General features: G+C 63.0%; 25 protein-coding genes and 1 tRNA gene. 13 read left to right on the top strand and 13 right to left on the bottom strand.

The window, feature by feature from the left end; translation table 11 throughout:
* Nucleotides 1-607 precede the first annotated feature (607 nt).
* Nucleotides 608-859, top strand: coding sequence for a helix-turn-helix domain-containing protein (locus ACYQ4W_RS08875; RefSeq protein WP_459855426.1), 252 nt, complete (start codon nucleotides 608-610; stop codon nucleotides 857-859).
* 61 nt (nucleotides 860-920) lie between these two features.
* Here ACYQ4W_RS08875 and ACYQ4W_RS08870 read toward each other — a convergent pair whose 3' ends face one another.
* The gene (locus tag ACYQ4W_RS08870) at nucleotides 921-2,174 is read right to left on the bottom strand and encodes a type II toxin-antitoxin system HipA family toxin (RefSeq protein WP_459855424.1); all 1,254 of its coding nucleotides are present in this window, start codon (nucleotides 2,172-2,174) and stop codon (nucleotides 921-923) included.
* Nucleotides 2,175-2,185: 11 nt separating this feature from the next.
* A complete protein-coding gene (locus ACYQ4W_RS08865; protein WP_459855421.1) occupies nucleotides 2,186-2,527 on the bottom strand; it encodes a helix-turn-helix transcriptional regulator in 342 nt (113 codons plus the stop codon).
* Between the two features lie 285 nt (nucleotides 2,528-2,812).
* Here ACYQ4W_RS08865 and ACYQ4W_RS08860 point away from each other — a divergent pair, with 285 nt between their 5' ends.
* Both ACYQ4W_RS08860 and ACYQ4W_RS08855 read left to right on the top strand, forming a co-directional pair.
* Complete coding sequence (locus ACYQ4W_RS08860; protein ID WP_459855418.1) at nucleotides 2,813-3,160, top strand: helix-turn-helix domain-containing protein; 348 nt, start codon at nucleotides 2,813-2,815, stop codon at nucleotides 3,158-3,160.
* An 18-nt stretch (nucleotides 3,161-3,178) separates the two neighbouring features.
* Complete coding sequence (locus ACYQ4W_RS08855; protein WP_459855414.1) at nucleotides 3,179-4,438, top strand: type II toxin-antitoxin system HipA family toxin; 1,260 nt, start codon at nucleotides 3,179-3,181, stop codon at nucleotides 4,436-4,438.
* 227 nt (nucleotides 4,439-4,665) lie between these two features.
* On the opposite strand, the gene ACYQ4W_RS08850 is transcribed toward ACYQ4W_RS08855, so the two are convergent.
* The 6 genes from ACYQ4W_RS08850 to ACYQ4W_RS08825 form a co-directional block, all read right to left on the bottom strand.
* The gene (locus tag ACYQ4W_RS08850; RefSeq protein ID WP_459855411.1) at nucleotides 4,666-5,712 is read right to left on the bottom strand and encodes a hypothetical protein; all 1,047 of its coding nucleotides are present in this window, start codon (nucleotides 5,710-5,712) and stop codon (nucleotides 4,666-4,668) included.
* Nucleotides 5,713-6,790: 1,078 nt separating this feature from the next.
* Nucleotides 6,791-7,225 carry a toprim domain-containing protein gene (locus ACYQ4W_RS08845; protein ID WP_459855409.1) on the bottom strand — a complete coding sequence of 145 codons (435 nt, stop codon included), beginning with the start codon at nucleotides 7,223-7,225 and terminating at the stop codon, nucleotides 6,791-6,793.
* 999 nt (nucleotides 7,226-8,224) lie between these two features.
* On the bottom strand, nucleotides 8,225-8,437 hold the full coding sequence (locus ACYQ4W_RS08840; protein ID WP_459855406.1) for a helix-turn-helix transcriptional regulator: 213 nt from the start codon (nucleotides 8,435-8,437) through the stop codon (nucleotides 8,225-8,227).
* Nucleotides 8,438-8,791: 354 nt separating this feature from the next.
* A complete protein-coding gene (locus tag ACYQ4W_RS08835; protein WP_459855403.1) occupies nucleotides 8,792-9,739 on the bottom strand; it encodes a tyrosine-type recombinase/integrase in 948 nt (315 codons plus the stop codon).
* Nucleotides 9,740-9,758: 19 nt separating this feature from the next.
* A complete protein-coding gene (locus ACYQ4W_RS08830; RefSeq protein ID WP_459858516.1) occupies nucleotides 9,759-9,875 on the bottom strand; it encodes a hypothetical protein in 117 nt (38 codons plus the stop codon).
* A 211-nt stretch (nucleotides 9,876-10,086) separates the two neighbouring features.
* Nucleotides 10,087-10,180: transfer RNA gene (locus tag ACYQ4W_RS08825), tRNA-Ser, on the bottom strand.
* Nucleotides 10,181-10,370: 190 nt separating this feature from the next.
* Between ACYQ4W_RS08825 and ACYQ4W_RS08820 the strand changes: the two genes are divergently transcribed.
* On the top strand, nucleotides 10,371-10,790 hold the full coding sequence (locus ACYQ4W_RS08820) for a GNAT family N-acetyltransferase (RefSeq protein WP_459855401.1): 420 nt from the start codon (nucleotides 10,371-10,373) through the stop codon (nucleotides 10,788-10,790).
* A 14-nt stretch (nucleotides 10,791-10,804) separates the two neighbouring features.
* Here ACYQ4W_RS08820 and ACYQ4W_RS08815 read toward each other — a convergent pair whose 3' ends face one another.
* The gene (locus ACYQ4W_RS08815) at nucleotides 10,805-11,572 is read right to left on the bottom strand and encodes a Smr/MutS family protein (RefSeq protein WP_459855398.1); all 768 of its coding nucleotides are present in this window, start codon (nucleotides 11,570-11,572) and stop codon (nucleotides 10,805-10,807) included.
* Between the two features lie 182 nt (nucleotides 11,573-11,754).
* On the opposite strand from ACYQ4W_RS08815, the gene ACYQ4W_RS08810 reads away from it, so the two are divergent.
* The 7 genes from ACYQ4W_RS08810 (at nucleotide 11,755) to ACYQ4W_RS08780 (ending at nucleotide 18,212) form a co-directional block, all read left to right on the top strand.
* On the top strand, nucleotides 11,755-12,540 hold the full coding sequence (locus ACYQ4W_RS08810) for an ABC transporter ATP-binding protein (RefSeq protein WP_459855395.1): 786 nt from the start codon (nucleotides 11,755-11,757) through the stop codon (nucleotides 12,538-12,540).
* Between the two features lie 9 nt (nucleotides 12,541-12,549).
* Nucleotides 12,550-13,707, top strand: coding sequence for a SufB/SufD family protein (locus tag ACYQ4W_RS08805; RefSeq protein WP_459855393.1), 1,158 nt, complete (start codon nucleotides 12,550-12,552; stop codon nucleotides 13,705-13,707).
* A gap of 519 nt (nucleotides 13,708-14,226) precedes the next feature.
* Nucleotides 14,227-14,688: a cytochrome c nitrite reductase small subunit gene (gene nrfH, locus ACYQ4W_RS08800; RefSeq protein WP_459855391.1), complete on the top strand. Its 462-nt coding sequence runs from the start codon at nucleotides 14,227-14,229 to the stop codon at nucleotides 14,686-14,688.
* 86 nt (nucleotides 14,689-14,774) lie between these two features.
* A complete protein-coding gene (locus ACYQ4W_RS08795) occupies nucleotides 14,775-16,247 on the top strand; it encodes an ammonia-forming cytochrome c nitrite reductase subunit c552 (RefSeq protein ID WP_459855389.1) in 1,473 nt (490 codons plus the stop codon).
* Nucleotides 16,248-16,352: 105 nt separating this feature from the next.
* On the top strand, nucleotides 16,353-17,072 hold the full coding sequence (locus tag ACYQ4W_RS08790) for a hypothetical protein (protein ID WP_459855387.1): 720 nt from the start codon (nucleotides 16,353-16,355) through the stop codon (nucleotides 17,070-17,072).
* A gap of 114 nt (nucleotides 17,073-17,186) precedes the next feature.
* Entirely contained in the window at nucleotides 17,187-17,495 is a 309-nt protein-coding gene (locus ACYQ4W_RS08785) for a hypothetical protein (protein ID WP_459855385.1), read from the top strand.
* Between the two features lie 30 nt (nucleotides 17,496-17,525).
* A complete protein-coding gene (locus ACYQ4W_RS08780; protein ID WP_459855383.1) occupies nucleotides 17,526-18,212 on the top strand; it encodes a tetratricopeptide repeat protein in 687 nt (228 codons plus the stop codon).
* A gap of 301 nt (nucleotides 18,213-18,513) precedes the next feature.
* Here the strand turns inward: ACYQ4W_RS08780 and tsaA are convergent, their stop codons facing one another.
* Genes tsaA through ACYQ4W_RS08760 form a run of 4 tightly spaced genes read right to left on the bottom strand, consistent with a single transcriptional unit; the run spans nucleotide 18,514 to nucleotide 21,309 of the window.
* A complete protein-coding gene (tsaA, locus tag ACYQ4W_RS08775) occupies nucleotides 18,514-18,930 on the bottom strand; it encodes a tRNA (N6-threonylcarbamoyladenosine(37)-N6)-methyltransferase TrmO (RefSeq protein WP_459855381.1) in 417 nt (138 codons plus the stop codon).
* Nucleotides 18,931-18,958: 28 nt separating this feature from the next.
* Nucleotides 18,959-19,942: a thiamine-phosphate kinase gene (gene thiL / locus ACYQ4W_RS08770; protein ID WP_459855379.1), complete on the bottom strand. Its 984-nt coding sequence runs from the start codon at nucleotides 19,940-19,942 to the stop codon at nucleotides 18,959-18,961.
* A gap of 45 nt (nucleotides 19,943-19,987) precedes the next feature.
* On the bottom strand, nucleotides 19,988-20,905 hold the full coding sequence (locus ACYQ4W_RS08765) for a radical SAM protein (RefSeq protein WP_459855377.1): 918 nt from the start codon (nucleotides 20,903-20,905) through the stop codon (nucleotides 19,988-19,990).
* Nucleotides 20,902-21,309, bottom strand: a complete 408-nt coding sequence (locus ACYQ4W_RS08760; RefSeq protein WP_459855375.1) for a GIY-YIG nuclease family protein — start codon at nucleotides 21,307-21,309, stop codon at nucleotides 20,902-20,904. The genes ACYQ4W_RS08765 and ACYQ4W_RS08760 overlap by 4 nt, the downstream gene beginning before the upstream one ends.
* A gap of 207 nt (nucleotides 21,310-21,516) precedes the next feature.
* Between ACYQ4W_RS08760 and ACYQ4W_RS08755 the strand changes: the two genes are divergently transcribed.
* Nucleotides 21,517-23,562, top strand: coding sequence for an ABC-F family ATP-binding cassette domain-containing protein (locus tag ACYQ4W_RS08755; protein ID WP_459855373.1), 2,046 nt, complete (start codon nucleotides 21,517-21,519; stop codon nucleotides 23,560-23,562).
* Entirely contained in the window at nucleotides 23,552-24,079 is a 528-nt protein-coding gene (locus ACYQ4W_RS08750; protein WP_459855371.1) for a (deoxy)nucleoside triphosphate pyrophosphohydrolase, read from the top strand. The genes ACYQ4W_RS08755 and ACYQ4W_RS08750 overlap by 11 nt, the downstream gene beginning before the upstream one ends.
* Nucleotides 24,080-24,186: the final 107 nt, after the last annotated feature.

Raw genomic sequence — 24,186 nt, 5'->3', positions numbered from 1 at the left:
GCCGGGCGTGTGCGTTGAAGGCCTGCGGAGGGGGGCGCGGCGGTGGACCCTGCGATCGTGTCTGGAAGGATGCGGGCGGGCCGCTTCTTGATGAACACGGGCCTCGGCATGGGCAAGCGCGTTGCGCGGCCTACGCGGAAGTGCTGCGCAGCCTGCGAGCCTGGGCGGCGGTGGAGGAATTTGTGGCCTTTGTCACGGCGAGGGCGGTGGCCAGCCCGGTGGGGTAATGCGCTGGCATCTGGTGCAATAAAATGGGGCGGAAATTTTCGCCCCTTTTTCGGGAAGCAGGTCATTTCAGCTTTTGCGGAACCGGGCCTGTTGGCTAGACCTTCGCGAGATTTTTCAAACCTGTGCTCTTTGTGGCCAGCAGATGCTGCCATGGACAACAAACCGGACAGGTTGACTTGGCTACTCATGTCATCCTTTGCGATAACAAATTGTTGCTAGGTTTGAGCGACTGACGGGCCAACATTCGAACCTCTCCGGACACCGGCTTCTGCCAGATGACGCCCCCCTAAGTTGTCTCCCGCATGATCCTCCTCCCTATCTGTGACAAAAATATTATTCAAATATCGATGTTAGGTTTGCTTTGAATAGTATTTTGTTCATGAGTCAGATAGGAAAAGCCATAGCTCGTCTCCGTCGTGCCAAGGGCTTGAACCAGACGGAGCTCGCCAATCAGGCAGGGGGTTCGCGGCCTCTTGTGAGTGCTTTGGAACGAGGGGGTGCCGTTGGAGCTGGCCTGCAGAAGGTTGAACGGATTCTCGCGGCATTGGGACACGAACTCGCCGTGGTCCCCAAGGCGAGTCCCCCAACGCTTGAGGACCTTCAGAAGATGAACGAGGGAGCCTGGGAGTAGGCCAGTGAGGGGGGACAACGTCGAGCCCCTCGTGCGTATTGGACGCTAGCCTCTGGAACGACTAATGTTCCGCGGCAAGCCGGAAGACGCTGCGCAACTCCGGGAAGTCCTTGGCCGGGACTTCCTCCGCATGAAAAGAATCCTCCCAGCGGCGCATCCTGCCGCGCACCCGCTCAATAATCTCGTTTGCCGCATCTCGGGTAAGCCCGAAGTGCTGACAGCCTGCCAGGGCATTCCCATATGTCGCGAAGGGACCTTCAGGCCCAACGCCTAGAGCCAGTCGGCCCGGCTGATCCGGCTCAAACACCGGCTGCGGCACGATGTCGTAGGCAGGCGCCAGCCGCCAGCCCTCTTCGTCCCAAAGGAAGCCATGATTGCGCAAGTGGTCGTCTGTATTGTGGCAGGCCACATTGAAGACCATGCGGCAAAACAGCTCCCGGAGATCCTCCTGTAGATGCCTGGCAGAGCAATGGACGCGCATCGCCTCGGCGATGTCCCGGTAGGTGGCGCCAGTGGTCGCGTCGTCAGCCATGCCGAGCAATGTCGCTGCCGAGATGAAGTGCCTGTGACGCAATACGCCATCACGGCTTAGCCGACGATCGAACCGCTCCACAAGCAGCACGTCGCGTTTGCCGGGAATCGTCACGGTCATGGCCCAAGGCGTGCGTATGCCGCACTCTTTGGCGAGAGCTAGCGTGGCGAGCTCAATGCGGGGAGTATTCCAGGCTTCTCGCTCCCTCCCGAACTTGGCGATGCAGTGCTTGCCTTCCCATATCGTGGGAGCCTTGGGCGTCGCCCCGCCCAGGGAGGAGCCGCGCACGAGGAAACGCCGGTGCCGCGCATCGAGTTCCTCATGACGTTCAACCTGATCAGCTGCGTGGAGCATCTCCTCAAGATTCAAATCCTCGCCATCCAGACGCTCGTTTTTCATCCACTCAGGCAGCACCCGCCCGGGGCCAGAGAGATCCGGGCCGAAGGCGAGTGCTCCAATGCGGTCCTGGTGAGCCATCAAGAGGTAATCGATGGCCCGGAGTCTGACTCCGTGCGTCTGCGCCAACGTGTCCAAGAGGTGCCGCCCCCAGGCATCCGGTGCGGCGTCACGGATGGCGCCGTACAGCGGCGAGCCGAGCGGAGAGACATGAGGCGCTGTGATCAACGGCCGCGAGGGATCCAAGGGGACGGGAGCCTTCCCCTGCAGATACGCTCGGCCATAGACGAACTCCGCGAATCCGCCTTGCTCCTCGTGGATAGAGAGAAGGCCAGTCGGGACAAAACCCTCCCCTAGATCCATGTAGACATAGCAGCGCTCTGGCATTCAGCTCTCTCCTAGAATCCCGGATCCAACGTCCGCTTCCGGGACACGCGGTTCACGCCGCGGGCAAGCTCCAGTTGCATGCCGATGGTGTCCCTCTCCGGTGAAGCCAAGGCTGCGAGCTCGGGGATGAGTTGCAGGACGAACAGCACCTGGGCAAGGACGCCCACGCTGACGGCTTCTGGCGTGCGTTCAAGCCGGATGATCGTGCCGACGGATACCAGCACCTTCTGGGCCAGTTGGGCTTGAGTCATCTTGCGCCGCTGCCTGGCGAGCTTGATATTGCCGCCTAGGCGCTGGAGAGCGTCTCTTGCCGGGAGCGGAAGGGCACTATGTGCGAGTGAATCTTTGGACATCTTGGCCTCAAGTATTGCATAAAAAGATTTTAAATGCCAGTTAGCAGCGTATATATGCAATATTTATGTCTTGGTCAAGGGCGACCGTCCTGGGAGGGGAGGGCGTATGATGCTTCGCCTATTCCTGCGCGGGAGTGTCGACTGCTCGGCTGGTGCCTCAGCGTGTCAGTGGTTAAGCTCAAGGATATCAGATGTCGCCACAGGATGGCGGAGACCGCTTGGTCATGTGTTGACGTAGTGAATGTGGTCATATATTACCGGTTAAACCAGTCTTGGAGGTCATATATGCCCAAAAGTACGCTCTCCGGGATCGGGCTGCCGGATTCGCAGCAGACCGCTTTGGCGAACCTGGGCGAGCGCATCCGGATCGCTCGTAAGCGGCGTGGCATTACGATCGCCGAGCTTGCCGGCCGGATGCTCGTGTCGGAGAAGACCCTGCGGAGGCTGGAGAAGGGCGACCCGGGCACGAGCTTGGCTGTGCTGGTGTCGGCACTGTTCTGTCTGGAGCTCTCCGACGGTTTGGGGCAAGTGGCCTCAATGGAGCAAGACCAGCTTGGGCTGTTTCTTGAGCGTCAGCGGCTTGCGCAGATGCCCAGTGTGCGCCGCCGCAAGAATTCCAAGCTGGACTTCTAGCCCACGAGGTGACCCGCCATGGACATCTACGTCTTTGTCTACCCGCCGGGAGAGGCCGTCGCTGTGCCGGCCGGACTGTTCACGTATGATGCGCAGCGTCGGCAAGGGCGCTTCGAGTATGGCCGACTGTATCAGGAGCGTCCTGGCGCTCTGCCCGCCGACCCTGTTTCCCTGCCGCTCGGACGCCCTGGGCAACTGATCGAGACCAACGGTGGCCTGTATGGTGCGTTTCGCGATGCCTCGCCAGACCGTTGGGGGCGTCTCGTGATCGCGCATCGGTTGGGCGTGCCTCCCGAAACGTTGAACGAGGGAGAGCTGCTGCTGAGCCCGAACGCCTTGCGGATCGGGAACCTCGACTTTCGAGCCAGCCTTGAGGCCCCGGAGCCGGTTCCTGCTCCCCCGGGGTTCCACCAGATTGAGGAGATCATGGACGTCGCCTCGCGCATTGATGCTGGCGAGGCGCTGGATAGGCCCGGACAAGGGGATATCGCCCAACTGCTGGAGCAGGGCTCCAGTCTTGGCGGAGCCCGTCCGAAGTGCACCATTGAGCACGAGGGGGCCTACTGGGTGGCCAAGTTCCCGGCAGCCGGCGATCCATGGAACAACCCGAGGGTCGAGTGGGCCACCATGCGGTTGGCTGCGCGTTGCGGCATCACGATCCCGGAGATGCGTCTTGAAACGGTGGGGACGCGGGACGTGCTGCTGCTGAAGCGGTTCGACAGGCGGCCAAGTGCCGCAGGCGCCGTCACGCGCTTGGGATACCTGAGCGCCTTGTCGGTGCTCCAACTGGACGAAGGCGACCGTCAAGGCTTCAGCTATCTGCGGCTGGCCGATGCGTTCCGGGAGAAGGGAATCGGCGACAGGGCAAGCCTTGAGCAGCTCTTCCGGCGAATGGTGTTCAACATCATGTGCCGCAACACGGACGACCATCCCAGGAATCACGGGGTGCTCTTCGACGGCGCACAGGGCGACCTGTCTCCGGCCTTTGACATCACGCCGGCCGTGGCGCGCCGCGGCGTGGCCGAGGAGTTCTCCCTGGCCATGACTGTCGGCCAGCAGGGACGTGCCGCGACAATCGGGAACGCGCTGAGCGCGGCCGCCCGTTTCGGTCTGACCGCTGCCGCAGCGGCCAATGTCGTCGCAGGCATGGCGGCCGAGGTTGCGCAGTGGCGTGGTCTTTTCCGAGAAGACGGCGTCTCGGACCGTGACCTCGGCTTGTTGGAGCCCAGCTTCCAGGAACGCCACCTGCCGGACGCCCAACAGACGGCACCACGGTGATTGGCTCCCTTTGAGCCCTCAAGGGGAATCAGTGAGGGCGCAGTGGCTATCCCGGTTGCACTGTGTGTAGATGTTTTAGCCTGATTATTTGGTCGCAAACGATTGTCTAGACGCGTGCGGAACTCTTGCTCACGAGGGCGGACGCTACAGGGCAGACCTTCGTAGGGTTCGTTTCAGCAAGGCTAGCAGTTCCTTAGACCTTTGCGCCTATCCCTCCTGACTTCGAGCTAAAATTCTTGCAGGGGGACACCCTTGTACTCGGTACCCCCCGTGTTTTGTACCTCAGAGGCTCTCGCGCATGCAAACAGCAGGCGCGTAATCTGGAATCGATCGTTGAAGAAGAGGTCGAAGTCGGGGTACATGACCAACTGGATCATACGGGTGCCGCCGAACTTTGACGGGACATCGTAATCCCGACCATGGCCCATGGGGCGCCGCCAGCACTTCATCAGGGTCGTGATATGCTCCACGATCTGTTCGTCCGTGCGGTCGCCGTCAGCGCGGAGTTCGGTCAGGTACTTCTTCATCTGACCGATCGTCTTCCCTGTCACCTTCTCCACAAAATGCTCGCTCACGTGGTCCTGGGCCAACTTCTCCCACCAGGCCAAGCCCGCACGCCCGTTGGGCTTGCCTGCCTTGTTAAAGAGCGGCTCCGTCCTCAATTTGTTGCGCTTTGACGCAGTCGGCTCATCTATGCGGGGCGTTGCCTTGGTCGTGCTTTCATCTGGTCCGTTCACCACGGTCTCAACTCTCTTCGAGACATTCTGTGTCACCGCCGTTACTGTATTGCGTGCAATCTCAGTGAACTGTGCCGCAATAGTACGGATGCCAGCGATGATTTCCTTACTGTTGCGGCCGGTCACCTGGGCGAACGCCAATATCTTCTGGCCCAATTTCTCAAGAACATGCAGGTACGGAGTGACTTTTTCAGTCCACATGCTGTGAAGATATCGCGCGTCATTAGATTCGTCGACTTTGCGCTCCGCGAGCATCTTTTGAATAAAAGCAACGATGCGCTCCGGGGCGAGGCCATAGAGGATACTCTCACCAGAACGGGCAAGTCGATGCACCAAGCCAGACGCACATAACGTTTTCATGTCCCGACTAATCTGCCGAACGCATGTGCCAGTACCAGTCTGGAACAAGCTGGGCGTCCCCTGGCGCAGTCGATGAAAATCAAGTTCCTCATACGGCTTTCCAAACTGTAAGGTGGTCGCCGCGATCTGCGTGCAGAGCGTGCCCAGTCCAGTTTTGGTAGCTTGTTTTCGCGGCAACAGAAGAGCATCATCCCGCCCCAACTCAGAATGTCACCCAGGCCGCGAAGGAGTTCTTTTTCCTCGTCGGTGCATGTGTCAGAAATTGCGCGGGAAGTCGCGTAAGCGGGCTTTTGGGGGGAAGGAAGGCAGTTGACTTGTGGGGGTGAGGGGAGAGTCAGCGTTCTCCGCTGTGATTCCTGTGGCGCACATTAGGGGTCTCGTTTGGTTCAGGGTTGCCGAAGGAACCTCGTCCAACGCGCCATTATTCGCGTTGGTGGGACCCTCTGGAGGGAACAGTCATCTCCGCCTGAGGACTTACTTCTCTTCTTTGAGATTCAAAGAGGTTTTCTTCTAAGAGCTTATGGCGGAAAAAATGTCATGGGTTACCCCCGGTCATGATGTCCGGGGTATCCCCAGACAAAATGTCATGGGGTGCCGTTCTTCTGCGTAATCTGCGCAACCATTGAATGGCGTGTCGCTGTGATTGATCTAATCATTATGGATTTACGCTGAGCACGATTTGATGTATCTTGAATCTGCTGGATGAATTTTCCTGAGAACGAGTGGCCGCTCACCATTCGACCAGACAAACTCTGAGGTTCCGGCAGGGGAACCAATCTAGTTCGCTGACCATTATCAGCGGCACCTGCACTTGCAGGCTTTCAAATGAGTACCCACAGCAGCTTGTTGTGGATACTCCTGCTTTAAAAGTACGTTGCTGTATTGCTCTGTTGTGCCAGTCTGAAGCATCACCACAGCAAGTATCAGGCCGTATTATGCTCGTTCTTCTCACGCTAACGCCAGCGGAATACCGTCGCGTCGCCCAGATCAACACCAACGGGCAACCACCCTCCAGAATTGAGTGATCCGAAGAAACCCGGCGGGTCATGCGCCCGTTTCTTCACTGTGGATGCACCCTGGGGCGTCTCGTCTGCATCGTGTGCCAGTAGCGTAGAACAATCTGGACCAGCAGCGGGCTTATGCGGAAGATTCTCCCTGTCGCTAATCCCTCGGAAGAGCCGCGAGGTGGGAAACGGCCAGAACGTGACGGGATACATCATGTCCTGGCCGAGAGGGCTTGTTCTTAGTCAGCGTGTCAGGACTTCATCAGGGCGATCCGCTCGTCGAAGATGATGCGGAACTGCGTCAGGTTTTCCAGGTCGAGAGGCCCATGGAGATGCTGCCCCGCGGAATTCCTAGCCACGTACCACCGGAGGAGGACGCTCTGCGGTCGCTTGAGCAGGCGGAAGGCCCTGCGAGTAAGCGCGGATCCCTGCTCCGAGTCGTCGAACGCCAAATACACGCAAGGGAAGGCCTCAAGGTCCGTCAGGTCCAGATTGCCAGAGGTCGTCGTGCCCACCACGTTCTTGAACCCGAGCGTCTCCAGCCTGAGTGCGGCGAGGGGGGGCTGGACCAGAATGACCGAGGCGTCTGGCTCAAGCCGCTCCAGGCCAAACAGGGGGTGGGGCCGATTCGAGGGCTGGCTGCCGTATGAAGAGGGGAAGACCTGCCGCCCCGAGTTCGAGTCCATGGGCCACCCCCACAATTCCGTGGGGTGATTCCCTCCCGGGCCAAAGACGGGGATCGCCCCCCCCGGGTTCCTTGGTGATCTGGTCGTAGTAGAGGCGCAACTGGGCGCGCCGGATAACGCCAGGGCTGATGCGCCAGTGGGTGCGGAGCCACTTGATGACCAGCTCAGAGTCGCGCTGGTCCAGGCGGATCAGCAGGGGAAACAGATCCAGCGCCTCCGTGTCGATCGGATCGTATGTCCGGAAGGGAGGGCAAAGCACTTCCGGCGGCGGCAGGTCGACACGAATCCTCCGCGGACCGTGCCCCTTCTTCCAAGGATCCTCCGCCTCCCACTGCGCAAGCAGCGAAGTCGCTTCGGGGTAAAGCTCCGTCGAGAGGGTCTGAAGCTCGTGGAGGAGGTCGGTCAGGCTCCCGCGCGCCCCGCAGACCGAACAGTGAAAGCGGGGCTCCTGCTGCGATTCGTACATGCGGACCAAGAGGTTCTGCATCTTGGGGTCGGAAGGCCGGTGCAGCCATCTTGCCAGCGGACATGAAGACTGCACTATCTTCTTGCCCTCCCTGATCGTGGCGTCGTCTGCCCCGAGCAGGATCAGGAATTCAACGACAAGGGAAGCGTGCATACGTATTCTGGATCTCCTGATGTTGAAGTTCCAACCACGTTATGTTGGTTGAACTTTTTTTATGCCAGGAGACGCGCGGAATACAATGATTGTATGACAGGGAAATCACGTTCTTTCACTGTTTCTATATGCGATGATAATGTAAATGCTTGGCGCTAAGAATGGACTTCTGGGGTGATGGCGAAGCCCAGAGGCGTGAATCATCATACCAAGATGCAAAGACTTCGAATCGGTGGTGATGGTCTGTAGATACGAGTTCGGTAGATGAATAGATGGCTGGCAGTATGGCGGGAGCCAGACGCCTTAACGCCTGACTCCCGGTTGTGGCAGCTGTAATGGTAGTTCGTCGCAAACCGTGTACAGATCGACGCTGGTTGTGTTCATTGCGGGTACTCCACCTTCCCCTGGTGCAGCCGCACGATGAGTTTCTTGATCTCGGATTCGAGCCAGGCGGAGGTCCGCGGAGCCAACCGCACGGGAGCCGGATACACCCCCTTCCTGATACCATCGTACCAGGTCGTCTTCGAGACGGGGATCCGCTCCAGCACCTGGCTGATGCGCAGCAGCCTCCCATGATTGCCAGTCGCCTGCATAGTTTCCTCCTCCTGCTTTGTGAATTTTCCCCTACGGGCCTGAGGCCTGCCTGCCTGTATCTCCTTCTCGCCACATGCCTGGTGGTGTGACCTCTGCCGACCATCTGGCTGAGGGGGATCTTGTGTGTATAGCACAGTGGAAAAATGATTGCATGTCGCTGCCAAACAGATCGAGCACCCGAGCAGAAAGTCAAGGGCGGCCGAACTCGTTCTTTGGCAAACGCTCACATTTATGGGCATAGAAAGGCTGTGGAGGGCACCGCATGCGCTGGTGCAATCGATTGCAATGTGAAATCGCGTGCTGTATAGAACTGTAGCCGGAAAAGATTCGTCGCTGAGCGAAGCCCGTCAGCTCTATCCCGCCTGAAAAATGGGCACGACCTTCCCGCCTTCGCGCAAGGCGTCCAGATAGTCGGCCCAGGCCTGCATCATGCGCCTGCGCTCGGGAAGGTGCTGGGCGAAGTTGTAGCTCGTCCGGATCTTGTTCCTGTCGCCGTGGGCCAACTGCCGCTCAATGACCTCGGAGGGCCAGCCCTGCTCGTGCAGGATGGTGCTGGCCATGCTCCGGAACCCGTGGCCGGTCATCTCGCCCTTGTCGTAGCCCAGGCGGCGCAGGGCAGCGAGCACCGTATTCTCGGACATAGGGCGAGCATAGGAGCGCTCCCCAGGGAACACGTAGCGTCCCGTCCCGGTCGGGGGGAAGAGTTCCCGGAGCACTGCCTGAGCCTGGGTGGACAGGGGGACGATGTGCTTCTCCTTCATCTTCATCCTGGCGGCGGGGATGCGCCACTCGCTGTTCTCCAGGTCGATCTCCGACCACTCGGCATGCCGCAACTCTCCGGGGCGGACAAAGGTCAGCGGAGCCAGCTTGAGGGCGCAGCGGGTGACGAAGCTCCCCTTGTAGCCGTCAATGGCCCGCAGAAGTTCACCGATGATCTTCGGTTCGTGGATGCTGGCAAAGTGCCGTTTGGCAGGAGGGGCGATGGCACCGCGCAGGTCGGCGGCCACGTCGCGTTCCGCACGTCCGGTGGCGACGGCATACCGGAAAATCTGGCCGCATTTCTGGAGGTCCCGGCGGGAGGTTTCCACGGCGCCGCGGCTCTCGATGCGCCGAAGCACGGCGAGCAACTCAGGAGCCGTAATCTCGCGGATCGGTCGACCGCCAATGAACGGGAAGATGTCCTTGCGCAGGCGTTCGATGATGGTTTTGGCCGTGTTCGCGGTCCAGGTATGCTGGAACTTTTCGAACCACTCCTCGGCGATGATCTGGAAGGTCTCCTGATCGGCGTTGACGCTGCTCAACTGGGCGTTGCGCGCCTCGTCACGTCGTTCGCAGGCTTCCTTGAGGGTGATGTCCGGGTAGACGCCGAGCGAGAGCCGGTTCTCTGCCCTTGAACCAGTACCGCAACCGCCACCATTTGCCCCCCGCAGGGGATATCTCGAGGTAGAGGCCCCGCTCGTCTTTGAGGCGGATGGTTTTGGAGTTGTCCGGTGCAAGTTGTCCGGGTGGCCCTTGCTGTCCGGTATGCTATCCGGTGGCTTGTCCGGTTGTCGACGCACGTAACCGGTCTATCTCGGACTGAAATCCGAGATATTCCTTTGAATTTTTAGCTGTTTTTGACTTGCTCGGAGGGGGCTGGATTTAATGATGGCGGAGAGGGTGGGATTCGAACCCACGTACGGATTATTAGTCCGTAACCCGATTTCGAGTCGGGCGCGGTACGGCCACTTCGCTACCTCTCCGCACTTTTGAAGGCGGGTGTGATGCCGTTTCGAGAGGGGGGATATACATTGTGCCGGGGGCGCTGGCAAGGGGGATTGCGGGCGAGGAAACGCGCGGCGTCTGCGTCTTGCCATCAATCTGCTTGTGGTATAGCGGGGCAGGCCAAACTGCGGGCCACTCCGGGCCGCACGGGACAGGAGGACGCGGCGCATGCTGGTGAGGAAGAATGACTGCTCGCTGACGGATTGGGCGCAGGTTGCGGATGTCTTGAAGCGCGTGGGCATGGCGCATTTCGCCCCCGATGCCCACAGGCGCGCGTTTACGGCCAGCCACACCACGGTGTTCGTGTACGATGACGCCCAGCTTGCGGGCTTCGGCCGGGCCATTTCCGACGGCGTGTACCAGGCCGCCATATATGATGTCGCGGTTGTGCCGGAATTTCAGGGGCGGGGTGTCGGGCGCTTGATCGTCCAGACGATTCTGGACGCGCTGCCGGGCTGCAACGTCATCTTGTACGCCTCGCCCGGCAAGGAGGACTTCTACCGCAAGCTCGGCTTCCGGGTCATGAAGACGGGCATGGCGGCGTTTGTGAAAGCCGACGCCATGGCGGAGAAAGGCTTTACGGAGTAGCCCGGGCCCGGGCGCTAACGCTCCAAATCCTCCCAGTTCATCTGCTTGTCCCAGGCGACCTTGCCCTGGCTCTTCTTCATCTTGCGCAGCAGGATGTAGACGGCTCCGGTGCCGCCGTCCCTCGGCTGGGCCGTGCAAAAAGCCAGCACGATGCGCCGGAGCGGCTCGCGCGTGAGCCAGGTTTGCAGCTCCTGGCGGAGGACGCCCAGGCCGCGCGGGGAGTTTTTGCCCCGGCCGGGAATGACCAGCACCATGCGCCGGCCGGAAAGATAGCTCTCGCGCATGAAGAACAGGAGCGAGTCCAGCGCCTGGTCCGCGTTCTGGCCGTGCAGGTCCAGGTGGCCCTCCGCGCTCAGGCGTCCGGCCTTGAGCTGCTGGAAGATCTTGGAGTCGAGCCCGCGCACGAAGCCGTGCATGTACTCCTCGGAAAGCTCCAGCTCAAAGTCCACATCGCCCTGCATGGCCTGACGCATGAGCTTGGCCTCGGGGTCGGTGTCGTCCTGGGGCAGCTCCGGCGTCGGGGGCGGGGGCGGCTGGATTTGCCTGCCTGCGCCGCCAATTTGGGCCACGCCCTGCATGGCGCTGAAGAACAGCGAGTCGTCCTGGGCCGTGTCGTCATCGGCCGGCAGCGGCGCTTCAGGCTTGGCCTTGGGCTTGGTCGGGGCCACGTGGCCCTTCTTGCCCTGGCGCAGGGCTTCCTTGGCCTGGGCCAGCAGGCTCGGCTTGGCGTTTTCCAGCTTCAGTTCGGCCAGCGCGTCCAGTGAGTTGAGCTTCTTCTTCATGAGGTGCCTCGCTCGCGTCAGTCTACATGAAAGCCCTTGCGGAGCAAAGCGTCGGGAGGGGGCGCCATCCAGCGGGAACCCGGCTGGACTTCAGCCGCCAAAATCGGTAGGAATCGTTCCCCCAGCCCGCTGTCTCCCGCATCCGCGGGACCGAAATTCAGGCGGGGCAAAGCGAGGCGTCCATGCTCAAAATCGAGGATCTGCGCGTCAGCATAGGCGACAAGGAAGTGCTGCGCGGCATCAATCTGCACATCCGCGAGGGCGAGACCTTCATCCTCTTCGGACCCAACGGCTCCGGCAAGACGTCGCTGCTCATGACGCTGATGGGCTTTTCCGGCTACAACGTCACCGGCGGCCGCATTCTCTTCCGCGGCACCGACATCACCCATATGCCCATGTTTGAGCGCGCCCGCCTGGGCATCGGCATGAGCTTCCAGCGCCCGCCCACCATCCACGGGCTCAAGACCCGCGACCTGGTGCAGCGCTGCGCGCGCGGCCGCGAGATCGACCCCGAGGCCATGGCCCGCAAGGTCAACTTCGAGGAGTTCCTGGAGCGCGACATCAACGCGGGCTTTTCCGGCGGCGAGATCAAGCGCTCCGAGCTTTTGCAGCTCATGGCCCAAAAGCCCAGCTTCGTGCTCTTCGACGAGCCGGAGAGCGGCGTGGACCTGGAGAACATGCAGCTCATCGGCAAGGTGGTGCGCCGCCTGCTGGACGGCGAGGTGGACCTGCCTCCCGGCGCCTGCGCCAAGCCGCTCAAGTGCAAGGTGCGCACAAGCGGGCTCATCATCACCCACACGGGCTACATTCTGGACTACATCAACGCCGACCGCGGCCAGGTGCTCTACCAGGGCCACCTGTGCTGCGAGGCGCGCCCCCGCGACATCCTGGAGCACATCCGCAGCTACGGCTACCAGGAATGCATCAAATGTCTCGACGAGCCCGTGCCCGGGCAGATCGTGCTTTAGGGAGAGGCCATGAAAGAAGTTACGCTTTCCAACTACGCCTTCACCGGCATTGAGCACGGCGAGATAGCCGACCTGCGCACCCTGGACGCCAACGACAAGAACCGCATCCTCTACGCCGGCGTCGACCTGGACGCGGGCGACGGCAGCGCGCTGTTCATGCACATGGACCAGAGCACCGTGCACTGCGAATCGCGCGATCCAGGCCTGGAGCTCTTGGACATCAAGGCGGCCATGAAACGCTACGACGGCCTGCCGGAATACGCCTGGAAGCTGGTCGACCGCGACAAGGACGAGTTTACCAAGAGCGTGGCCGAGAACACCCACGGCGGCTACTTCATCCGCACCAAGCCGGGCGCCGTCATCAAGAAGCCCGTGCAGTCGTGCCTGTTCCTCAAGGCCGATGGCGCGGGGCAGAACGTGCACAACATCGTGGTTGTTGAGGAAGGCAGCGAGGTCCACATCATGACCGGCTGCTCCACGGCCCACGGCAGCACCCACGCCGCGCACCTGGGCATCACCGAATATTACGTCAAGAAGGGCGGCAAGCTCACCTTCACCATGATCCACAACTGGGGCGAGAACGCCACTGTGCGCCCGCGCTCCGTCGGCGTGGTGGAGGAGGGCGGCGTGTTTCAGAGCAACTACGTGCTCTTGAACACCGTGGGCACCCTGCAAATGTACCCGGCCATCCATTTGAACGGCAGCGGCGGCATCGCCCGCTTCAACTCCGTCATCGTCACGCCCGAGGGCTCCAACGTGGATTGCGGCAACCGCGTCATCATGAACGCGCCCAACACCCGCTGCGAGATCATCTCCCGCACCATCACCACCGGCGGCGTGAACATCGCCCGCGGGCACATAGCCGGCAACGCCGTGCCCTGCCGGGGCCACCTGGAGTGCAAGGGCCTCATCCTGGGTGGCGGGCAGATGCTGGCCGTGCCGGAGCTGGACGCCACAGTCGAGGGCGTGGACCTCTCGCACGAGGCCGCTGTGGGCAAAATCGCCCAGGACGAGATCGAGTACCTCATGGCGCGCGGCATGGACGAGGCCGAGGCCACCTCGACCATCGTGCGCGGCTTTTTGAACGTGGACATCATGGGCCTGGAAGGCCCCCTGGCCAAGGCCATTCAGGAGCAGGTGGACAAGATCGACGCGAACGCCATGTAGCCGCCGCAGTCTGGAACTTCAGCGCCCCCGCAGGTCATGGACTTGCGGGGGCGTTTTCGTTTGCGCATCGGCATCGCCGCCGCCCTGGGCTGCAAAATCACCCTTGCGGGGCGCTTTCGTTTGCGCCCTCGTTTGCGGCGACATCTGTGCCCCTCCGTCATGGGCTTCAAGCATCACTCTGCATCGCCGCCCGTTGCGCCCAGGGAATCGGGGGCGGTGGAGCTGCCAGTGGAGAAGGGGCATCTCGGCCAGCGCTACGCCTCGCGCAGACGGCCGGTACGCGCCTCTCGCGGCGCAGGCCGATGGAATTGTTCGCGTCATCGCTGTGCCGCCCGTTCACGGGCATCTCTTGCTTTCCCTCCCCTTCCTTGACCTAAGTCAATTCTTTCGGCACAGAATGGGATAAGGCTACATATATGTATGCTGTGCAAAGGGTGGGTGGCCCGGCGCGCGGCAAAGTGTTTGCCGGTCGGGACGCGTCCCGGCGGGCCTCACGTCTCAAGCAAGGTGGTGGGGTTGATGAATGAAACAACGCGAAGACGGCTGAAGTACGGCCTGCTGGGGGGGCTTGTGACCCTGGCGGCGGCGCTTTTCCTCATGGTGGGGCCGCCCAAGCTGCTGGCGAAATCGGAGACGCCGGAGTTCTGCGCCTCGTGCCACATCCACGAGTCGCACTACGAGGCCTGGTTCCACCAGGGTGCGCACCGCAGAAAGGCCTGCGTGGACTGCCACTTGCCCAACGAAAACATGCCCGTGCACTATGCCTGGAAGTCCATTGACGGCATGAAGGATCTGGTGCTGTTCAACGCCGGCCACGTGCCGGACGACATCCGCATCACCGAGCATGGCCGCAAAGTGGTGCAGGCCAATTGCATCCGCTGCCACTCGGAAACGGTCTCCATGATCAACCAGGAGCGCCCGTGCACGGACTGCCACCGGCGCATCATGCACAAGCGCAGCGGGGCAATTGAAACCCAGTAGTCGCGGCGGCCCCTCATGCGGGCCAAAAGAATCGCATACGAATTTCTCCGTTGCAGGGGAACAACGCATTTCATGGGAGGAGCGAGATGGCATTGCGAAACAAGAGAACCCTGTTCATCGTCGTCATGGCCCTGGCCCTGGCGTCTCTCATCATCCCGTACGGCTGCGCGCCGGGCAAGCCCGAGATGGTCAAAACCGTCACCATTCCCGATGGCGAAGTGGACCCGGAGCTGTGGGGCAAGGCCTATCCGGAAGAATTTGAGACCTGGAAGAAGACCAATGAGCCCGAGCCAGCGGGCAAGAGCAAGTACAAGCGCGGCTTCGACGCCGACCACCTGACCTACGACAAGCTGGCCGAGTATCCGTACATGGCCCTCTTGTTCAACGGCTGGGGCTTCGGCGTGGAGTACAACGAGCCCAAGGGCCACTCGCGCATGCTGCGCGACCAGCTCGATGTCGACGCCTCGCGCCTCAAGGCCGGCGGCGTGTGCCTGAGCTGCAAGACGCCCTACGCCCCGGAGCTGCAGAAGAAGCTTGGCGTCGACTACTACGCCAAGCCCTACAAGGAAATCCTGGCCATGATCCCGGAGAAGAACCGGGAGCTCGGCGTGGCCTGCATCGACTGCCACGACAACAAGGACATGGGCCTCAAGCTCTCTCGCGGGTTCACCCTTGGCGCGGCCCTTGGCGCCATGAAGGTGGAGGAGAAGAACCTCACCCGCCAGGAGAAGCGCAGCGCCGTGTGCGCCCAGTGCCACGTCACCTACAACATCCCCAAGGATAAGGAGATGCACTCCACCGGCCTGTTCTTCCCCTGGCAGGGCAGCAAGTGGGGCGCCATCACCATCGAGAACATAATCAAGGTCATCCGTTCCGACGACTCGTACCGCGAGTGGAAGCAGAACGTCACCGGCTTCAAGATGGGCTTCATCCGCCATCCGGAGTTCGAGCTGTTCAGCAACAACAGCGTGCACTGGAAGGCCGGGGCGGCCTGCGCGGACTGCCACATGCCCTACACCAAGGTGGGTGTGAAGAAGATCAGCGACCACCGCGTCATGAGCCCGCTGAAGAACGACATGAAGGCCTGCATGCAGTGCCACACCGAAACCGCGGCCTGGCTCAAGGAGCAGGTGACCGCCATTCAGGACCGCACCGTTTCCTTGCAGATTCGCGCCGGCAACGTCACCGCCGGTTTGGCCAAGCTGTTTGAGATGGCCCACAAGGCCCAGGCCGAGGGCAAGGTCATCGACAAGGCCCTGTATGACAAGGCGCGCGACTACTACGAGGAGGCCTTCTACCGCTCGCTGTTCATCGGCGCGGAGAACTCCATCGGCTTCCACAACCCCACCGAGGCCATGCGTGTGCTGGGCGATTCCGTCGCCTTCGCCACCAAGGGCGAGGGCTACCTGCGCCAGGCGCTCACCAAGGCGGGCGTGAACGTGCCGATCAAGATCGACCTGGAGATCGCCAAGTACCTGGACAACCGCGGCGACAAGAAGATCAAGTGGGACAAGAACGTGGAGTTCAAGGACCCCAGCGGCGTGCAGGACATGTTCTAGGTCCGACCCCGCAGAGTTGAGGCAAAACAGAGGCCCGTCGCGCAAGCGGCGGGCCTTTTGGGGCGCCGTTATTGACTTTGCAAGGGGGGTGAGCAAGAAAGACACATGCCTGAAAATAAATGCTGGATTTGTGGTGGCCAAGCTAGCTCGGGTGAGCACTTCATCAAGGCTTCTGATTTGCGCTCGGTGTTTGGTAAGGTCTCCTTGAAACGCCTCCTATTTAAAAAGGTAAAAGGTCAGAGTGTCAAAATTCCTGGGGTGAAATCAGATAAGCTAAAATACAATGTCAAGCTGTGTCAGAATTGCAATAACAGCTTAACTCAGCGCTATGACAAAGCTTGGGAGCAGTTGTCTCTACATTTACGTGAACGCCGTCCAAATGTTGTCGTAAATTCAATTGTAAATCTGCAGAATGTATTCCCTGGGAACGTTAAACAATCTATGCTTTATGTACATCTTTTTTTCGTGAAACAGTTTGGATGTAAAATTAATGATTGCTGCGCTCCGATAGATACTTCTGAGATTGCAGCATGTTTAAGGAATTGTGCAGCACATCCGCACGTGTGGTTGACATTTTGTGGTGGTGTTGGTGACACAGTTGTTCATCGTGCGGATAATGGGCCAATAAATCTGAATGCTATGGGGGATGACGTTACTTTTGCAACTTGGTTTTATCGCATAGGTTCGATTAGTGTCGTATTGGCCTATGCCCCGCATGGGGTGGGGAATGGTGATCTGAAGCACGCTTGGCACCCTCTGTTTGTTGGAAATAAAATTAGAATTGTTGAAAAGCCACAAACGGAGCTCACCCCTCCCCCATATTGACAAACCCCGCCCCAGGAGCGAAGCAGGGCAACGTGCGGCGCGAGTCGATCCCGCGCGTGCGCCGCGCAGGCAACCCGCCCGCAGCCAACCCGCCCCAAGCCCCAAGGTGACCCCATGGCCATGAAGAAAGAAGCCGTGAAGAAAGAAGTGGACATTGAGGCGCTCAAGCTCAAGCGCAAGACGCTTTCCGGCCGTGTGGCGGTCTGCGAGGGCAAGATCAAGAATCTGATGCGCGAGATGGACGAGGAGAAGGCCAAGCCCTCCTTCAAGACCAGCAAGGACCCCCGGCACGCCAAGTACCAGGAGGCCGCCCGGCGCAAGCTGGAGGAGCTCCAGCGCCGCATCGACGATTACGGGAAGGAGCGCGCGGCCCTCAACGCCGACGTGAAGAAGCTGAGCCTCATCATTAAGGGCCAGGCGTAGGCCGCAGGCCGCGCCATAAGGAGCGAGAGAATGTTGAAACGCGCCGCGTTGATCGCCGTTCTGTCCATGTTCTGCGCCACCGCCGCCTTTGCGGCCCCGGCGGACAACACCCAGCCCTTTTATGGCGGCGGCGAGAGGACCCCGGCCCAGCTCCAGGCGGACAAGGTCTTCATCGAGGAGCTCACAAAGAAAGCCGGTTCGCGCGAGGCGGCGGCGAAGAACGTTTTGCTGCGCGGGTGGGAGCTTCTCAAGAGCGGCGACGCCACCACGGCGATGAAGCGTTTCAACCAGGCCTGGCTGCTGGCGCCCAACGATCCCGACGTGCTGTGGGGCTTTGCCTCGGCACAATGCAACCTGGGCAAGTTCGACGTCGGCCTGCCGCTGTTCGAGCGCGCCAACGCGCAGATGCCCGGCAACGGTTCGCTGGTGTCCGACTACGCCTACGCGTACATCAGCAAGGCCGCCACCATCGACGACACCCCGGCCCAACGCGAGGTCTCCTTCGGGCGCGCCCTTTCGCTGCTGGACCAGGCCGAGGCGCTGCAACCCGCGAACCCGATGATCCACAGCAACCGCGCCATCATCCGTTTCTTCCAGGGGCGCTACGCCGAAGCCTGGCAGGGCGTGGAAAAGGCGGAGAAGCTGGCTCCGGGCAGCGTGGACCAGCGCTTTCTGCGCGACCTTTCGGCCAAGATGCCGCGCCCTCAGGCCAAGTAGGGCAGCAGGCCCGGCAGGCCAAGCAAGCTCAGCAGGTCCGACAGGCCAAACACGCTCGACAGGCCCACAGGCCAAGCCGTCGAGGTCAATCAAGCCCGTCTGGCCAAGCAAGCCAGTCAGGTCGGTCAGGCCAAGCAAGCTAAGCAGGCCCGACAGGCCAAGCAAGCTCAGCAGGTCCGATCAGGCCAAGCAAGCCAGTCACCCCACACCGGTCCATCAAGCCACGCAGGCCCGACAGGCCAAGTGGGCCAAGCAAGTCCGTCAGACCAAACCGGCCAAGCGGTGCGGCAATCGGCGCGGCTTACGGCTTCCAGTCCATGCTTTTGATGTCCACCACGGGCGTGCCGTCGATGGCCTCCAGCGGGCCCACGCGCAGGCGCGCCGGGGCGGCGATCTCGAGAATTTCCACTTCATGCAGGCCGAGGGGATTGGGCCGGTCCGGGGAGCGGGTGGAGAACACCCCGCGCTTGGGCTTGGTCTTGTCGCCGCGCGGGTGGCACTGCAAGGTGGTGCGGTCGCCCTGGTGCAGCCAGGTGACGAGCAGCACGCGCTGGCTCGGCGCAAGGCCGGCCAGGGCCGGGGCGTAAAAATCGTCCAGCTCGATCCAGGCTTCGGGCGCGCCCTCGGCTCCCTGCTTGGGGGCCTCGTCGCGTTCGGTGAGGCTGGAGCGCACATAGCCCAGAATGGTCAGACGCGGAACAGGGGGCAGCATGTCCATGGGCGGCTCCTTTGACGGTTGGGGGGAATCAGCCCTCGCCGGGTTTGGCGAAATGATCGAAGCCCTGGCGCAGCACCACGCCGCTGTTCAGACGCAGGCCCGGCTCCGCGCACACGCGGCCGATGACGCGGGCCTGCGGCAGGGCGGCCAGCACCAGCGGCAGCCGCTTCTGCGTCGCGCTGGCGATGAGCGCGTAATCCTCGCCGCCAAGCACGGCGGCCTCCACCGGGTCCTCGCCGTGGGCGGTGAAGAACGCCGCCACCTCGGCGTGCAGGTCCTCGCGGCCCAGGGTCAGCTCCGCGCCGTATTGCCCCAAAAAACGCGGCAGGTCGCGCGCAAGCCCGTCGGAAACATCCATGAGCCCGCTGACGGCCGGTCCGTCGGGCGCGGCTATCTGCGCCAGGGCCAGGCCTTCGGCGATGCGCGGCATGGGGCGCAGGTGTGCGGCCACGGCGCCGGGCCACTGGCGGGCCTCGTCGCAGGCCATGTGCTCCAGCTCCATGAGCCCCGCGCGGGCAAGGCCTATGTCGCCCAGCAGCAGCAGGGCGTCGCCGGGCTGGGCCGCGTTGCGCCGCAAGAGCCGCCCGCCGGGACCGGGCTTGCCGAAGACGACCACATCGAGCGCCAGCTTGGGGCCACGGCTCAGGTCGCCGCCCACCAGCGGCATCTCCAGGCTGTTGGCCAGCGCGGCCATGCCGCCCAGCATCTGATTCAGGAATTCGTCGCCCACGTCGTCGGGCAGCATCAGCGAAAGGGCGAAGCCCACGGGCTGCGCGGCCATGCCGGCAAGGTCGCTGGCCGCCGCGGCCAGGGCCTTGTGGCCGATGTCGGCCGCGGAGAAGTACGCGCGGCGGAAGTGCACGTCCTCGACGAAGATGTCGGTGCTGAGGCACAGCGGCCCGCCGGAGTCGATGATGGCGCAGTCGTCGCCGCGGCCAAGCAGCACGCCGGAGCCGTGGTTCGGGAAGTGGCGGTCGATGACGCGGAGGAATTCCTGTTCTGATGTCGGCATGGAACCACCGTAGCAAGACTTGCGGAGTTCGTCGAGGTCCGGGCTCTATTTTTGCGTAAAGTCCGGCGTGTAGTCCGCGCTGGAGCCCACCTGCTGCACAAAGCCCCGCGTGAAGCCCAGCTCGTCCATGTGCGCCAGCACCGCGGCGTATTCCTCCGGCGTCACCCCGCGATTGATCTCCGGAAATTCCTGCGCCCGATGGGTGGGGTAGTACTGGCCCATGAGGCTCACCGCCGTGCGCGTGCCCAGGGTGTCGGCTATCCAGTCCAGGGCCAGGTCGGTGCGGCCAGCGTTGCCCGGCAGCACCAGCAGGCGGATGATGAGCCCGCGCCGCGCAAGGCCGGTGCCCCCCGGCGCATCGTCCACCACCAGGCCGCCCACCTGGCGGCGCATTTCGCAAATGGCGTAGGTGGCGACCTTGGGATAGTCCGGCGCGGCCGAGTAGCGGGCGGCGGCGCGCGCGTCCATGTAGCGCAGGTCCGGCAGGTAGATGTCCACCAGCCCCTCCAGGCTGCGCAGGGTGGCGACGCTCTCGTAGCCGCTGGAGTTCCACACCACGGGCACGGTCAGGCCGTTGGCCTTGGCCTGCGCCAGGGCCTGGCGCACCTGCGGCGCGTAGTGCCCGGCGGTGACGAGATTGATGTTGTACGCCCCTGCGAGTTGCAGCTCCAGCATCATGGCGGTCAGGTCGTCCACGTTCATGTCGTGGCCCGCGTTGCCCATGCTGATGTCGTGGTTCTGGCAGTACACGCAGCGCAGGGCGCAGCCGGAGAAGAAGATGGTGCCGCTGCCGCCGCGCGCGGGATCGACTCCGCTCAAAACCGGCTCCTCGCCATGGTGCAGCTGGGCCAGGGCCACGCGCAGGCGCGACCCCGCGCCGCAAAAGCCGGGAGCCTTGGCGCGGATGGCCTTGCAGCCGCGCGGGCACAGGGTGCAGGGCAGGGTGGGGTTGAAACTCGTCATGCCGCGCCGCCTTCGGTCAACGCAGCGGCGCGGATGTCGGCTTTGTCAGCGGTCAGCGCATCGGCCGCTTGCCAGGCCGCCGTGTTGGCCGCCGCCTGAAGCGGCTCGGCGGGGCGCTTCTCCGCGGACGGGTCGCCCGCCGTCGCGTCCGGCTGTGCCAGAAGATAGTCCAGCTTGGCCGCGCGCGGGCGTTTCTTGACCGCCAGCTCCAGGCGCAGGGCGGCGGACTTGTCCGCGCAGGGCGCGTGGGCCGCCAGCGCGACAGGTCTGCGCGCACGGGTGTACTTGGCGCCCGCGCCGGAAGGCCCGCCGTTGTGCTCGGCCAGGCGGCGCGCCAGGTCGCTGGTGACGCCGCAGTACAGGGTGCCGTCGGCGCAGGTGAGGAGATACACGTGCCAGGACATGCCCCGCAGCATAGCCGCCAAGCCCGTCCTTGCCAAGGGCCCGGCTCCGAGGCCCTGCGCGCGCTTCGCCCCGCCCTTGCCGCGAATCGCCGCCGGCTTTCCGGCATTCTGGAGCGGGCGGGCACTTGCCAAGTCCGCGGGGGGCGATATATCAGCACAGCGCCGCCCCGTGTCCAAACCGCCGGGACGAGCCCATCGGAGGTCCCTTTGTCCAAGATCACCGTCCAGAACATCGAGAAGTCCTACGGCGGCGAGACGCTCTTCAGCGGCCTGTCCTTCGAGGCCCTGCCGGGCATGCGCCTGGCCGTGGCCGGTTCCAACGGCTCGGGCAAAAGTACGCTGCTGCGCATTCTGGCCTCCCGCACGGAACCGGAATCCGGCAGCGTGGTCATGAGCAAGGGCGCGCGCGTGGGCTATGTGGCCCAGGAGCTTTCCGGCGCGGACCTCTCCGAGCCGCTGCTGGGCTGGGTGCTTTCGGCCCTGCCCTCCTGGCGCGACTTCTGGCGCGAGTGGGAGGAGGCGGTGAACGCCCGCGACGAGGCCAAACTGCACCGCCTGAGCGAACGCCAGGCCCGTTTCGAGGCGCAGTACGGCTACCACCCGGAGCACAAGGCCAGGGCCATCCTCTCCGGCCTGGGCTTCCGCGACGATGATCTTTCGCGCAAGCTGGAGCACCTTTCCGGCGGCTGGCGCGAGCGCGCCAAGCTGGCCCGCGTGCTGCTGCAGGGCGCGGACATCCTGCTGCTCGACGAGCCCACCAACCACCTGGACCTGGAAGCCGTGCAGTGGCTGGAGGACTACCTTCTGGCCTTCAAGGGCACGCTGATCTTCGTGGCCCACGACCGCGTCTTTCTGGAGCGCGTGGGGTCGCATGTGCTGGTGTTGGGCGGGGCCAAGCCCATTTTGCGCAGCGGGTCCTTCAGCGATTTTCTGGCCTGGATGGAGGAGAACGCCGAGCAGCGCGAACGCGAGGCCGCAAAGATTTCCGCGCGCATCGACCACGAGCAGGACTTCATCCGCCGCTTCCGCGTCAAGGCGCGCAAGGCCGCCCAGGCCCAAAGCAAGCTCAAGAAGGTGGAGAAACTGCAAGGCGAGCTCTCGCGCCTCAAGGGCGACCAACTGGCCGCCCGGCCCGGGCGCAGGCTGTCCTTCCGCCTGCCGGAGCCCGTGCGCGGCGACAAGGTGGCCGTGAACGTCGTCGACCTGGAGTTCCAGTACGCCAAGGAGGCCGGGCGCAGCGGCAAGCAGCTGTGGCCGCGCCTCAACTTCCAGATCTTCCGCGGGCGCAAGATCGCGCTGGTGGCGCCCAACGGCGCGGGCAAGTCCACGCTGCTCAAGGTGCTCACCGGAGCGCTCACCCCCACCCACGGCTACGCCAAGCTGGGCAACAGCACCCAGCTGGCCTACTTCAGCCAGCACCAGACCGAGATTCTGCGGCCCACGGGCACGGTCATTGGCGAGATGCGCCGCCTGTGCGACCCCAAGTGCACGGAAGAACAGCTCATGGGCGTGCTGGGCCTGTTCCTGCTGGGCGAGAGCTATTTCGAACGCCCGGTGGCCGCGCTCTCCGGCGGCGAGAAAAGCCGGCTCGTCATGGCCAGCCTGTTTCTGGGCCGGTCCAACCTGCTCATCCTCGACGAGCCCACCAACCACCTGGACCTGGAAAGCCGCGAGGGCCTTGTGGCCGCGCTGAAGGACTACGAGGGCACGCTCTTCATGGTCGCGCACGACCGCTACCTCATGGGCGAGGTGGCCGAGGAGATCTGGACCCTTGGCCCGGAGGGGCTGGAGCAGCATCACGAGGGCTTTGAGGACTACGACGCCAAGCGCCGCGCCGCGCTCATCGAGGCCAAGCAGGGCGCCAAGCGCGAGGCGAAGAAGGCGGAATGCGCGCCCGCGTCCCCGGTCGGCGAGTCCGAAGACGAGGAGACCGCGGGCTCCAAACGTTTGACCAAGGAAGAAAAGCGCAAGCTGGCCGAGCAGCGCAACGCCCTTTCCCGCGCGCTCAAACCCCTGCGCGAGGAATACGCCAAGTGCGAGAAGGACCTGGAGCGCGTGCTCTTGGAGCAGGGCGAGCTGGAGGCCAAGATGAACGACCCCGCCACGTACGAAAGCGCGGGCGAGGCCCTCACCGTGAACAACCAGTACCGCGAGGTCTCCGACTGGGCCGAGACGCTCATGGAGCGCATGGGCGTGCTGGAGGAGAAGATGGCGGCGATTCAGACCGACATGGGGTTCTGCCTTGACGCCTAAGCGGGACCGCGGACAATTGGCCGGGCTGTCGGACGGCCCGAGCTGCGCCGCGAGCGCTGCCCCAGGCGCTTCATCCGTCGTTGCTCCGGGCGCGGCCTCGGGCGTTGCTCCGGTTGTCGATGCGGCAGGCGCGCTGCTCGTGGTGGCGGGCATCGTCTGGAAGGACGGCCTGTTCCTCGGCGTGGAGCGGCCCAAGGGCAAGGCCCACGCGGGCTGGTGGGAGTTCCCCGGCGGCAAGGTGGAGCAGGGCGAGAGCCTTAAGGCCGCGCTCATCCGCGAACTTGAGGAGGAGCTTGCCTTCACCTCGACGCGGCTGGTCTTCTGGCGGGAGAAGCGCTTCGTCTATCCCCAGGGGGCAGTGCACCTCAACTTCTTCCACGTCACGGCCTTCGAGGGCGAGGTTATTCCCCAGGAGGGCCAGCGCTTCGCCTGGTTCAAACCGGGCGAGGCCGACGTGTCCCTCTTTCTGCCCGCCAACGCGGACATCGTGCCCGCGCTCTCCTGGCCGCTGCCGTAGACGCCGGGCGCCGGTTCCGCTCCCCCCGCCACGCGGCCGTTTTCGGCAATAAGGACGCCGATGGGGTGCGGGGCGTCGTCCGTCCCGCGTCCCTGTTCCCCGCCGCC

It is taken from the genome of Humidesulfovibrio idahonensis (assembly GCF_054657715.1).
Note: the sequence above shows the minus strand (reverse complement) of the source record. Positions and strands in the feature narration are given on the sequence as shown.